Below are 12,260 nucleotides of genomic sequence, written 5' to 3'. Positions count from 1 at the left end.
TTCTTGAGCTACAGGTTACGAAGGATGCACAATTTCTGAATGAAATTGATCATAGAGTTCTATTTTAATTTTTTGAAACAAAAAATGCTATAGAGCAATAATAGATTAGATCTCCTGCATATGAGAACAGGCAGGAGATCCGGTAATAATATTTAAGTTAAATCTGATTTCAATGTGAATCTCCCGTTTTTAATGGAAGATTTATAAATTTTATTCTATCTCTGTTAAAATCAGAAATTCAGGAATGCTCATCTTCTACAGCATCAGTTAGGCTCATAGAGTATATTCAGCAGAATAATAAAATTTAATTGTTATTAAAAATAATATCCAGCAGATGTTGGCAAACCTCTATGCTTTCAATGGTTGAATCTGATTGTAATTCACTAATGAAAATAGGTTTATTATGGTCATCCTTTGGTATAATTCCATGTGAGCCATTTACCAATGATGCATCCAGAGGTATTACATCCATAAGAGTCCTGAAGCCCAGTTTTTTCTGCAGGAGTTTAAAAATAATGATTGGCTTGATCATTGTTTTTGCAGGATCCAAAAAAAGCTCTGCAGGATCATAGCCTGGTTTTTTATGAATTTCAACAGTTCGTGCAAAGTCGGGAGCCTTTTTGTCTTCCAGCCAATAGTAATAAGTGAACCAGCTGTTCTCTTCTGCCAGAAGAATAAGATCTCCTGCGCGTTCATGATCCAGATGATATTCTTTTTTTTCATCATCAGTGAGTACTTTTGCAATATCCGATCTTTTTTCCAGAGAATTTTTTAATTCCGGAATGATGCTTTTATCTTTTACATAAATATGGGCTATCTGATGATCAGCGAGAGCAAATGCTTTGGATTCCCCGGGATCTAAAAGCTCACGGCCGTTTTCTTCCCTGATTTGTAACAATCCTTTGTAACGTAATATTCTATTGATATCTATAGGTTTGCTGACATTGGTAATCCCATATTCTGATAAGATGACGCATTTTACTCCATGACTTTCGTAGAACTCAATCAGATCTTTAACTACTTTATCGATGGCTTTTACTTCTTCATAGATTTCTTTAGAAGAGGAAGGAAATTTTTGACAGCAATAATCTAAATGAGGTAAATACACCAGATTTAGAGTTGGTTTGTACCAGGTGTACACTAATTTCGATGCATTGGCAATCCACTGGCTTGAACGAATGGTCGTTTTAGGACCCCAAAAATCAAAAAGAGGGAAGACTCCAAGCTGTTGCTGAAGACGCTTTCTAAGAAGAGATGGTTTAGAATAACAGTCCGGCTTTTTTTGTCCGTCGGCTCTGTACTGTGGACGTGGGGTAACAGTGAAATCAGCATCTGAATACATATTGTACCACCAAAATAAATTGGCACAAGTAAAATCAGGATTGATTTCTTTAGCCAGATCCCAAATTTTTGGGGACTGAACCAGCTTATTGGATTGTTTCCACATCTTTATCTCACAATCGATTCTATCATACCAACCATTACCTACAATTCCGTGTTCAGATGGCCATTTACCAGTTAGATAAGTAGCCTGGGCCGAACAAGTCAACGCTGGAATTACCGGTTCTATGATACTTAAATGCTTATTCTTTTTCATCCATTGACTGATAAATAAATCAGAATCTTGAAGTAGGGCAGAAGTAAGGCCTACCACATTAATAACAACTGTCTGCTGCATAGTATGTATTATATTCTTAAAGCTGTTTGTTCTTTATTTTACACATCGTATCAGTTACCCATTTAAGTTCTCTTTCTATAGATTCTGTGATATTGGTTTGGAAGTGATCCGGAAGAACGTCCCAGGTGTAGGTCTCTACCTCCAAATGCAGAGAACATTCTGTTGCATACCAATATCGGAGGGTATTGATAATTTCATTTTGAGTGGTACCCAACAATTCAAACCGATCAAGAAATATGGGAACATGGAAATGGGTACGCAATTCTTCAAACCGGGGAAGCCCCATTGAAACAATAGCTGGTCCAAGATCTTCAAATCGCAGGATACTTCCATCAGAATTTTTGATAACAGCCTGATGCAAATAAGTACTTTCATCAAAAGCAATCAGACAATCCTGAGCTTCTTTTACAGAAACTTGTTCAGAAATATTGAATTGCAGGGCTGCACTGATCTGTATTTTTCCGATCTTCAGACCATGATTTTCCATTTTTTTCAAAACATGTTCACTTTTTTCAAAGCCAACCGCAAAATGACAGACATCAAAACAAAGCTGAACATGTTCCCGGATGTGTTGCTGTGCTTCCGTAAAAGTGCATTTTAGAATGGCAGCGAGATTGTAAGCTCCTTCTTTGAGAAGATAATCTGTGAAAAATTGAATATACTCATCACTGGTTTCAATAATTCCGTCTGGTTCAGGCTCAATATTGAGATGCAGTTTCTTTTTGCAAAAGCGGTTTATTTTTACCATTAAGGCTGTAATTTCTACCAGATGCTGAGTAGATTTTTGTTTTACGGTGACTAAATCCTCGTCAGTCTTAAACCAATGTCTGTAAGATAATGGAGATGTTGAAATACTGCCTTCAATGCCGGAAGGCAGCAGTTCTTTAAGAATGCTTACCAGCAATACCGTATAATCGAATCTTTCTGTACTTGCCCAGTCCGGAAGATGAACACGGTCTTTAACCGGTTCACCATGAAAACTCCCATAGGGAAATCCATTGATGGTGTAGACATACATATTGTTCTTATGAAGCCATGATTTAAAATCTGAAAGTCTGTTCCCGCTCAGCAATTCTATTGCTGCCAGATTAGAAAGCCGCAGACCAATGCCAAAAGGCTTATCCGGGGAAATGTTCTTTTTAACCGGAATACAATAGGACTCTATATTAGAAAATATTTCTTCCCAGGATTCTCCACTGTGGATATTCGTACAATAACTTAAGTGACTATTGGGTGTAACTAGCATAATACATGTACAGATTGTGAATAGAAAGATAGATATTGAATCGAGTTGGCTATGGTAGTACTCAGGAGGGTATGTACTTCTTCACCTTTACCAATTTTAGACAATAGGGTAATGGTGAGCTCTCCTCCCAGATGTTCTCTGAACTCATCGATACCGGACAATATCTCATCAAAATGAGTAATTAAAAATGGATGTGTTATAGTAAAACCTAATGCAAGAAGGCAGTCCAGGATCCTATTTAAGCTATCCAGATCAATTTTATTAGACAGGTAAGAGTAGGCAGAATCAAGAGCAATTCCAATGGCAACGGCTTCACCATGTAAAAGTTCATAGTTGGTGATATGTTCCAGCTTATGTGCTACCCAATGACCAAAATCCAAAGGCCTTGAAGAACCATTTTCAAAAGGATCTCCATTTTTGGAAATGTGGTGTGCATGAAGTTCGGCGCAACGGAAGATTAATTCTTCCATAATGTCGATTTTTCCATTATTCAGAGCCAGAGCATGATCTTCTATCCAGCAGAAAAAGTTTTCATCTTTTATCAGTGCAACTTTTATAGCCTCAGAAATTCCGGATCTCCAGTTGCGGACATCAAGCGTTTTTAAAAAATCAGAATCATTAATTACTGCATAAGGAGGAGCAAATGTACCCAGGAAATTCTTTTTCCCAAAGTAATTGATGCCGTTCTTTACTCCAATTCCTGAATCATTTTGAGATAAAACGGTTGTAGGGATACGAATCAGCCTGATTCCACGGTGGGCAATAGCAGCCATATAACCCACTGCATCAAGCACAGCGCCGCCGCCTATAGCTGCGACAAAAGAATGGCGGTCAACTTTATTATCATGGATAAATTGAAGAATTTTTTCGTGGTTATCCTGATTGTTTTTTATGGCTTCTCCACCCTCCACAACTAAGAATTGTTCAGTCGAAATACCGATATGATAATGATTGAAATAATCAGTAATGGCATCTATAAGTTCAATATTGGAATCAGCAACCCCCTTATCTATGATAAAAACAATTTTACGCCTTTGATAATGATGTTCCTGTTTGATACTATTGATCAATGACAGATTGTCCAAATTAAAAATGGAACGGCTGAATATCACGTCATAATGAAAGGGAACCAGAAAGTTTTGTTGTATAGTTTTTTGATCGTTCATGTTGTGAAAAATAACTTATGTAACTGCAAATTTTTTTGATAATGTAGTGGATAACGGGAGCAGGATCAGTACAGGCAGGGCATGCAGTAAATCTGTGGAACCTGCAATATAGCTGGCATTAAGGAGAATAAGTGATAAGACACCTGTTTTTACAGCTATTTTAATATAATCAGGCTGGTTAAAACGAATAGCCAGGAGCTTGGCTAGAAAATTAACTGCTAACCAACAAAATAAAAGAGGCAGCAGGTTGAGAATTTTCAAACCAATCAGATTTCCGATAAAGGTATACAGGAAGATGAGCAGAAAATCCAGTAAAAAAGTCGAGAGGATCACTTTTTTATTGTTTCCATGGTTTTCTTTCTTTGAAATAAAAGTTACCCCTGTAATAAAGAGAGTGGATATAATGGCTATTAACCCGTTACTCCAAACCTCATTGTTGATAATACTGATACCCAGCAGGAGGTTGAATCCTCTGCATAATCCCATATTAAGAGAACCGGCAAAAAAATAATATTTACTTACTTTATTATAAAAAAGAGCCAGAATGCAGATGCTTAATGCCAGAAAACCACTTAATACCGATACTGAAAAGGCTGAAATAATGCCTACAGCAAACATGAAAATTCCCAGTATGACAGCTTCTTTTTTTGAAACCAAATGACGGGGAAGGATCCTTTCCGGTCGGGATATCATATCTGATTCCAGATCAAAAACATCATTGAAAACAATTCCTCCGCCATACAGACCGCTTGTTGAGATTACAAGCAAAAGGACATGAAGTAAAAGAGGATAATCCTGGTACTGATGAATCAATATTCCGGAAATTGCAACGCCTGCCAGAATATCAGATATGGCAGTAATAATATTGGCCGGGCGCAGTAAAGCAAATAAATAATATATTTTACCAGACATTGGTTAGTTTTTGATGATATTGTTAAAGGTGATTTCCTGTGATTCCTGACCTCTTAATATGCTGTTGCCTTCGAACAGGGAATCCTGTTGGATGGTCATTTCATTTGACCAGTCACTTTCATTCATCTGCCCGCTTTGTGAATAAGCCGTAAGAGCATTTTTGTAACAGGTTAAATGTACATCCTCTCTGGATATGCCTCTTTCAAGCATTAAATCTGCTGTTTTAGGAACAGATAACGGATCGCTTACGCCCCAGTCTGCAGAACTGTCTACAATAATCCTTTCAGACCCATACTGTTTTACAACTTCTACCATACGTTCATTGCCCATTTTTGTATTAGGATAAATAGTGAAGGCAGCCCAGTATCCGTTGTCCAAAACACATTTTGCTGTTTCTTCGTTGTTATGGTCTATTACAACCATGTTTGGACTTACTCCATGCTCTTTCAGTACATTCATACTTCTGATTGTACCGTTTTTTTTGTCCCTATGCGGTGTATGAACCATAATGGGTAAATTAAATTTTAGGGCCAGCTCAATCTGTAGTCTGAAATATTTGTCTTCAGCAGGAGTCTGATCATCATAGCCAATTTCTCCAATGGCAACAACACCTTCTTTGGCCGCAAATAAAGGCAGCAGGTCCATTACTTTTTCCGCCAAAGCTTCATTATTGGCTTCCTTAGAGTTCAGTCCAATGGTACAGTAATGTTTTATACCGAATTGTGACGCCCGGAATCTTTCCCATCCTACCAGCGTACTGAAATAATCTTTAAAAGAGGATGCTTCTGTTCTGGCCTGGCCCAGCCAGAATGCAGGTTCAATCACGGCAACTATTCCTGCTGCGCGCATTGCCTGATAATCATTAGTGGTTCTTGAAACCATATGAATGTGTGGATCGATGAAATACATAGTGTTTATTTATTTATTTATTTATTTATTTATTTATTTGGATGTAATATTGTTCTCCGATATAATTCCATAAGGTGGTATTTATGGGTCTTAATATATTATTGCAGGTGTTGGAAGCATTTTCTCTGAGTACGATGATGGCTGCGTGTTTTGACAATGGGTCACCAGCTTCAATAACCTTCAACAGATCTGATGTAATTTCTTTATTGACAAATCCATCCATCAATCGCCAGATCTCCGGAGATACTGTTCTTCCTGCAGCCCATCTTTCGTGAACAAAATCTGTGGCAATAAAAGCTAGCATCTCATTTTTACGCAGATCCAGATTGGTAATCTGATAGAGTGGCCGTCCCATGAACAATGTTTTAAGAACCAGCTGATTCCAGGAATTCAGAGAGAGATATTTGGCAGCAAAAGGATTTAAAAGCGCTATGGCATCAAAAACAGAGGTGATATTGGTTCTGATGCCTTCTTCAACCAGAGGAACAAACTCAAATGCATTTTCCAGAAAGAATACTCCTTTATAAATACAAATAAGCTCGCCAATGTCGGCTGATTGTGTCAGTTGTTGGATGATGGCTACATTCTGATCTTCGGGAATATAGACCATAAGCAGACATCGGCAGATTTGCTGGAGATTCCATTGACCGGAAGTGAGACCTGGATACAACTGTTCAAGGACGATTTTCTCCGATGGGCTCCATTGTAGTGAAGTAGAGGGAATCATTCGCGAAATCCGCCCAAAGTTCTGAAAGAAAAGGTTTTCATTTTCAAATAGCATTACCGTTTTCATCCAATCCATCTGATCTTCAGAAAGCCTGGTTTGGATCAATGAGTATAATGCTTCGCAGGAATTATTTTTTATAATATTCTCAGTCATTCCGGTAGTTTTTTAAATTGTTATATAATGGTAGAGGTATTTATCGGCTGCCAAAAAATTCATTTCGGGTAAATTCTTTGTCATTAAGGGTATTTAAAAACAGGATAAGTTTTGAAATGTCTTCTTTTTGTAAATTAATTGATTTCAGAGTCTTGTTTTGGAACGAAGCATTTTTGTTCTTTTTATTAGTATAAAATGCGATGACTTCTTCCAGAGATTCATACCTTCCGTCGTGCATATAAGGATAGGTATAAGAGATATTTCTAAGGGTGGGAATTTTAAATTTAAATCGATCCTCTTTTTTTTGAGTAACCTGATACACGCCATAATCCTTTAAAGTTTTATCCATAGGAAGTCCGTTATTCTCAAATCGATTGGTGGTGAACAAAGGTTCTGTATGGCAGGAAGAACAATTGGTTTTAAAAATTTCATAGCCTTTTTGTTCATCCTCAGAAAATTGTTCCGATCCGCGCTGTACCCTGTCATATTTTGAATTGGCTGAAACAAGCATAAGCATGTATTGTGATAAAGAACGAAGTATTCTGGCATTGGTAATTTGGTCATCGCCATACGCTTCTCTGAACAAAGACAGATAATACTCATTGGCTTTTAATTTCTTTTTGATGTTATCCAGATTTTCATCCATTTCCAAAGAATCATTAATAGGAGAGACTGACAGCACATGGATATCATTGATTCTGCCATCCCACATAAATTGATCCATCCAGGCCAGATTGATGAGAGCCGGAGCATTTCGTTTACCAAATTTATCTTCAATTCCATGGCTCAGATTGTGGTCGACATGGGTGAATGACATCTCCTGGGTATGGCAGCTTGCACAGGAAATGGTATTGTTTCTGGAAAGGATAGGATCATGGAAGAGTTTTTTTCCCAGATTATAGGTCTCGGCAGATAGAGGATTTTCTTTGAAATTATATTTTGTTTCCGGAAAACCTATAGGAACGTTGAAGTACAATGGAGTAGTATTGAAATCTTCTACCATAAGAAAAGAAAGTGTGAGAAGACTTAAAAATTTTATTGGAAACATTTTTTAAAGAATTGTGAAAAGGAAAGCGAATCGTCATTGATAGACATAATGGTCTTTTTTCTATTATGAGTAAGGAAATCAAGAATAGGCTTGAGTTCAATATCTGTCATAAGGGTATCTTTTCCCTGATATATTTTTTTTACGGTAAATGTTGTATTGTAGTCTTGGGAATTGCCTCCTATATGGAAGACAAAGGGCTGGTTGTTCTTGTTATTTCCGTAAGATCCTTCAATTTTATAATTAATATATCCGGTACGCCAGGACCAAAACATACCATGGATAGGATCAAGCTCATTCTCCATATTGCTGTTTTTGGTGGTAAGGCTGTCCAGTCCGATGGTAAATAAGACTGATTCTACTTCTTTAACACTGCTTTTAGGCAGTTGTATCATCCACGATTCTTTTTTTGTTAGACTGTAAAGGAAGACCTTGTCGATAATTTCAGATGAGCCATCTTTATAATTGATCATGAAATTAGAAACATAAAATTTGAATAACTTGATTGTGAGCAGTTGATCTTTAGGGTGGTGTTGGGGAGTGTGTGTGATTTTTTCACCGTTAAGAAGGGGATTAAACTTAATGTTCAGACTATCCCTTGTGGCTGAATATCCCTTGTGGCTAAGAAGTAACATAGTCAATAAAAACAGTATTTTTTTCATAATATAAAGAGGTGCGCCTTAACGGCGCACCATGGTGATTGAATTCTACTTTTTAATAATTTTCTTAGTAGCTCTTTCTTTAGTTGTAGAGTTGACAAATACAATAGTGTAAGTTCCGTTCGGATACTTAGCAATATCTACTGTCGCATCCTGTACTGAACCTCTCTTCATTTCTCTTCCTGCCATATCGTAAATACTATACTCGGTATAATTTTTTACAGCATCATAGCTGAAGTTAATGCTTGAACTGGTTGGGTTTGGATAAACAAGATCCTTGTTTATTGGAAGTTCTGGTTTATCTCCGTTTGGAGCAGAAATTGCTTTGGTATTGTTACCCATTCTTGCAGTAGTTGTACACTGACTCTTAGATATCCATGCACTGGTTTTTGTATTAGTTCCCAATGAGTTGGTTGCTTTCAACGAAACTTTATAGAAGCTGGCAGCATAATTAGGTAATGTAAATACAAAATCTTTGCTGGTACTGGTTAGGATATTCTGGTATTGATTTCCTTCCTGAATAGTCCACTCATAAGTAGTAGCAGCTCCTCCGGCGCTTGTATTGATAATCGTATTACTTCTATTCGTACATAATGTTGTTGGCTCAGCAAAGTTGGCAACAGGCGTTACTGTGGCATTGCATGCTTTTTTAGCTATCCATGCACCTGATTTTGTATTTGTTCCCAACGAGTTAGCAGCTGTCAACTCAACTCTAAACCATCCAGAAGTACTGTTAGGAATAGTGAAATCAAAATCTTTGCTTGGGTTAGTAAGAACAACCTGATTGTTTCCATCATATAATTTCCATGTATAAGATGTAGAAGGGCCACCCGTACTATTATTGATTACTTTTACACTTTTGTCTGTGCACACTTCAAATGGATCTGTAAAATTAGCCACCGGCGTAGCATCATTATTGACTTCAAAATCTACGTAAACAGGATTGGCATTACCATAGGTGGTATTTCCGGCCTGTAACAGAATGATTCTTGCAGCCCCGGCCCCTTCTGTAAAGGTGATTTTACCGCTATTATCTACATTGATAGGCCCGTAAACCCTTCTGAATGAAATTGGCAGCCCTGATGATGCGGTAGCATTCAATTGATATGGATTGGCATTCTTGCTGATTTTCGTTAATGGATTGGAAACAGTAATGGTCTGACTTTGCAATCCGTTACATGTCTGGAAAATCTGTTTGCTAAATTCACTTTCAGCACCTTGTGCATCTTTTACTTTTACCAATACCTCAAACCAATAGGTTGCTCCTTCTCCACAGCCTCCTTCAGGTACAAAAGTGGTATTAGTTGTTGAGCCGTTGATTACCGAGCCATAATGGATATGATCATCATGATGTCTGTTCACCTGCATGGTATAGGTTAAGTTACCCGCACTTGTCAGATCATCAGTGGCAGTAACGCTAATATTAACATTGGTAGAGCTTGGGTAAGTATTAGGTAAGGCCTGAACAACAGAGTTGTCAGATGACTTTTTCACCACTACATCCTGAATAACAGGAGCATTATTATTAAGATAAATTTCTTTGGTGGCAATATTGGTAGCTCCTCCAGCATCAGTAACAGTAAGCGTTACCACTCTTTTATCCGGAGCAGAGCTTGGAATAGAAAAAGTGTGAACCGGATTTACTTCAGTAGAGGTAGTTCCATCTCCAAAATTCCATAAATACTGTAAGTTTTGAGTTTCTTTATCATAAGAAAGCCCACCTGAAAACTGTACCGTATTTCCATTCTGATTAATAGAGTTTTTATCAGATTTAATAATTGCTGTTGGAGTATAATTACCGGTTATCTCTAGTCTTGAAATCGAATTTCCATACGTTCCGTTGTAGTTTACAACATAAATATATCCGTCATATGGGTTGGTGTATAAATGGACAATACCACCTGCTTCAAAAGCCTTGTATACCTTTGTTGGACTTGAAAAATTGGCATTTGCACCATTTTCATTAAACTTGATACCCATTACTTCATTTCCAACATAATCTGCTGCCAAAACCGTGTTTGCCAGTGCACCATTGTACCTGTCAGTAATAATATCTTTAGGATAAAAGGTGTTTCCGGTAGAAGAGGTACCCATATGGTTGTATGAACCAGCGAGAGTATTCCAAAGAACGGCGTTACCGTTTTGGTTAATCTTACTGTCCGTTCCCCAGCCTTTGTTAGCATTATTGGGGTGAGCCCATGCATATAAAGGGTATTTGAAAGTGTAAGAAGGATCTTTTGTAAAAGTGGTAAACTGCTCATTAATCCTTGCATTATCAAACCCTTCATAATGTGGCCATCCTCCGTTATCTCCCATAGAGTATAGGGCCGCTTCTTCCCAGGCATTTTCTCCGGTATCACTTACCAAAAATTGTCCGGGTCCCCCTCCAAGAACATTCTGTGTAAGAGGAGTTACTCTATATGGGTTTCTAAGTCCCATTACTGCCATTCTGGATTGTGCGCTTCTTGGTTGGGTTGAATTATAATATGGATTTCCAGGCATTCCATCTCCGGTTTCTTTATCAATCCTTAAAATCTTACCAGAAAGAGAAGATTTTGATTGAGCCCTCATCTGCATTAATGATTGCTCAGCCTGAGGAAGAATACCTCGTGTAACCCCTTGTGCTCCTACCTGGTCCCCCAAAGAACCATCACCAACAGAGAGCATTAAGCTGCCATCTGCTCCGAAAAAGGCAGTTCCGACTCCGTGGGTTGTTCCAAAAATAGCAGGTCCGTCAGTAAGGCCATATTGGGTATTATTTCCTACTAATACTTTTCGGGAATTATAATCAATAGCTCCATTTTTATAAGTATATCGGGTACATCTTCCAATAGTTGCTGAAAACTGATCATCGGCATTTATTCCTGAGAATAAGGTGCGCGGCTCTACAGTATACCATAAGTAAATATAGCCATTAGTGGCAAACTGAGGATCAAGAGCAAATCCTAATAATCCATGGTCATCACCATCCGGGCTCATGACTTCACCTGAAATATCAATAACCGTAGAAACGTTACCTCCATTGGGAGCGATTTGTTTTACTTTACCACCTTTCTCCCAGACATAAGCATTTCCACTGCTGTCAAAAACAACACCCACCGGCTGTTCAAAATTTGACTTGTAGGGCTGGAGCTGAAAATTTTGACTGTACACATCACATAATCCGGCTAGGAAGAGTGATAAAAACATAATTTTTTTCATGATTTTTATATAATAATTTTAATATTCATGGTGTATACGAATGTGAAAGAAATTCCCCGGGTCATGAATATTTGTAGTACAAATATCCTTCTTAAATCACTTTAAATAGAAATAATGTATGTAGGAATAACTTGATTGAATACAGAAATAAAATGTGAAAATATCGTTAAAAAACTACAGGAATTATGGGTATTTTTTTTATGCGGTGAAGAAATAGATCATTTTGCTTTCCTTATCTATATATTGGTAAATGATTGGGAATTTTTATGATTATTGTTGTCCAAATTTTCATTCATTTCCAAAGAATTATTAATGAGGACAGGACTTTGGAAGAGTTTTTTTCCTCTGATGATATGCTTTTGTCTATAAAAGATTTTCTTTTACATTATATTTTGTTTCCGAAACCTCTGTTTGTGAAAGGGAAAGAACCAACATTGCTAGACATATTTTTTATCCTGTCTCAGGAAATTAAGAATAGATTTAAGTTCGGTATTGCCTTTTAAGTAGGTTTCAGCATTTTTCATAATATAAAAAGTGCGCCGTTTAGGCGCACCATGGTAATTG

At 37.4% G+C, this 12,260-nt stretch carries 9 protein-coding genes; all 9 read right to left on the bottom strand.

The annotated features are described in order from the left end of the window. Positions 1-304: 304 nt before the first annotated feature. The 9 genes from REB14_RS02220 to REB14_RS02180 all read right to left on the bottom strand — a co-directional run bounded on the left by REB14_RS02220 (position 305) and on the right by REB14_RS02180 (position 11,696). Positions 305-1,678: an alkaline phosphatase family protein gene (locus REB14_RS02220; RefSeq protein WP_309521377.1), complete on the bottom strand. Its 1,374-nt coding sequence runs from the start codon at positions 1,676-1,678 to the stop codon at positions 305-307. Between the two features lie 16 nt (positions 1,679-1,694). Continuing rightward, entirely contained in the window at positions 1,695-2,924 is a 1,230-nt protein-coding gene (eboE, locus tag REB14_RS02215; protein ID WP_079242077.1) for a metabolite traffic protein EboE, read from the bottom strand. Continuing rightward, complete coding sequence (locus REB14_RS02210) at positions 2,918-4,090, bottom strand: 3-dehydroquinate synthase (RefSeq protein ID WP_309521376.1); 1,173 nt, start codon at positions 4,088-4,090, stop codon at positions 2,918-2,920. Before REB14_RS02210 ends, eboE begins: the two co-directional genes overlap by 7 nt. 15 nt (positions 4,091-4,105) lie before the next feature. After that, complete coding sequence (eboC, locus tag REB14_RS02205; RefSeq protein WP_309521375.1) at positions 4,106-5,002, bottom strand: UbiA-like protein EboC; 897 nt, start codon at positions 5,000-5,002, stop codon at positions 4,106-4,108. A gap of 3 nt (positions 5,003-5,005) precedes the next feature. Next, on the bottom strand, positions 5,006-5,911 hold the full coding sequence (locus REB14_RS02200) for a TatD family hydrolase (RefSeq protein WP_309521374.1): 906 nt from the start codon (positions 5,909-5,911) through the stop codon (positions 5,006-5,008). Positions 5,912-5,936: 25 nt separating this feature from the next. Continuing rightward, on the bottom strand, positions 5,937-6,791 hold the full coding sequence (locus REB14_RS02195; protein ID WP_309521373.1) for an EboA domain-containing protein: 855 nt from the start codon (positions 6,789-6,791) through the stop codon (positions 5,937-5,939). Between the two features lie 40 nt (positions 6,792-6,831). Continuing rightward, positions 6,832-7,839 carry a cytochrome-c peroxidase gene (locus REB14_RS02190; RefSeq protein ID WP_309521372.1) on the bottom strand — a complete coding sequence of 336 codons (1,008 nt, stop codon included), beginning with the start codon at positions 7,837-7,839 and terminating at the stop codon, positions 6,832-6,834. Then, positions 7,827-8,471: an MbnP family protein gene (locus REB14_RS02185; protein WP_309521574.1), complete on the bottom strand. Its 645-nt coding sequence runs from the start codon at positions 8,469-8,471 to the stop codon at positions 7,827-7,829. The genes REB14_RS02190 and REB14_RS02185 overlap by 13 nt, the downstream gene beginning before the upstream one ends. A gap of 72 nt (positions 8,472-8,543) precedes the next feature. Beyond that, positions 8,544-11,696, bottom strand: coding sequence for a PKD domain-containing protein (locus REB14_RS02180; protein ID WP_309521371.1), 3,153 nt, complete (start codon positions 11,694-11,696; stop codon positions 8,544-8,546). Positions 11,697-12,260: the final 564 nt, after the last annotated feature.

This window comes from Chryseobacterium metallicongregator (assembly GCF_031324065.1).
GTDB classification, from domain to species: Bacteria; Bacteroidota; Bacteroidia; order Flavobacteriales; family Weeksellaceae; genus Chryseobacterium; species Chryseobacterium metallicongregator.
The sequence above is the reverse complement of the archived record's forward strand: the minus strand, read 5'-3'. Positions and strand labels throughout refer to the sequence as shown.

Coding starts and splice junctions, on each gene's coding strand:
- REB14_RS02220 (WP_309521377.1), bottom strand. CDS start 1,678: ATGCAGCAGACAGTTGTTATTAATGTGGTAGGCCTTACTTCTGCCCTA.
- eboE (WP_079242077.1), bottom strand. CDS start 2,924: ATGCTAGTTACACCCAATAGTCACTTAAGTTATTGTACGAATATCCAC.
- REB14_RS02210 (WP_309521376.1), bottom strand. CDS start 4,090: ATGAACGATCAAAAAACTATACAACAAAACTTTCTGGTTCCCTTTCAT.
- eboC (WP_309521375.1), bottom strand. CDS start 5,002: ATGTCTGGTAAAATATATTATTTATTTGCTTTACTGCGCCCGGCCAAT.
- REB14_RS02200 (WP_309521374.1), bottom strand. CDS start 5,911: ATGTATTTCATCGATCCACACATTCATATGGTTTCAAGAACCACTAAT.
- REB14_RS02195 (WP_309521373.1), bottom strand. CDS start 6,791: ATGACTGAGAATATTATAAAAAATAATTCCTGCGAAGCATTATACTCA.
- REB14_RS02190 (WP_309521372.1), bottom strand. CDS start 7,839: ATGTTTCCAATAAAATTTTTAAGTCTTCTCACACTTTCTTTTCTTATG.
- REB14_RS02185 (WP_309521574.1), bottom strand. CDS start 8,471: ATGTTACTTCTTAGCCACAAGGGATATTCAGCCACAAGGGATAGTCTG.
- REB14_RS02180 (WP_309521371.1), bottom strand. CDS start 11,696: ATGAAAAAAATTATGTTTTTATCACTCTTCCTAGCCGGATTATGTGAT.